The organism is Peribacillus sp. SIMBA_075 (assembly GCF_046534585.1).
Genome location: NZ_JAWRYN010000417.1, coordinates 1 through 285, shown reverse-complemented (window position 1 = coordinate 285; position 285 = coordinate 1). Strand labels below are relative to the sequence as shown.

The 285-nt window shown below is 42.5% G+C and carries 1 pseudogene; it reads right to left on the bottom strand.

What is annotated here, in order from left to right:
- Positions 1 to 216 (bottom strand): annotated as a pseudogene (locus SB775_RS28830) (hypothetical protein); the annotation flags it as partial.
- Positions 217 to 285: the final 69 nt, after the last annotated feature.

Below are 285 nucleotides of genomic sequence, written 5' to 3'. Positions count from 1 at the left end.
CGATTGGTACATTTCCGGTAATTCATCGCCAGCTATAATTACGGAGACAGTACGAACATCCTTCGTATTCGGTAAAAAAGTTACGATGGCCTCACGATTCTTTGTCCGCACGACAAAGAAATCTGTATCTTGCTCCGTTTCCTCAAATTGAAATTTTTTCGTAATGCCAACGGCTTCAATAGCCTTTTGGGCAGCTGTACTATACGCTTGGTCCACGTTAGAAGTGCTTCCCGTTGTTTCAGCTGGAAATGAGAATGGCTTCATCCAGATAAACACAAAAAACAG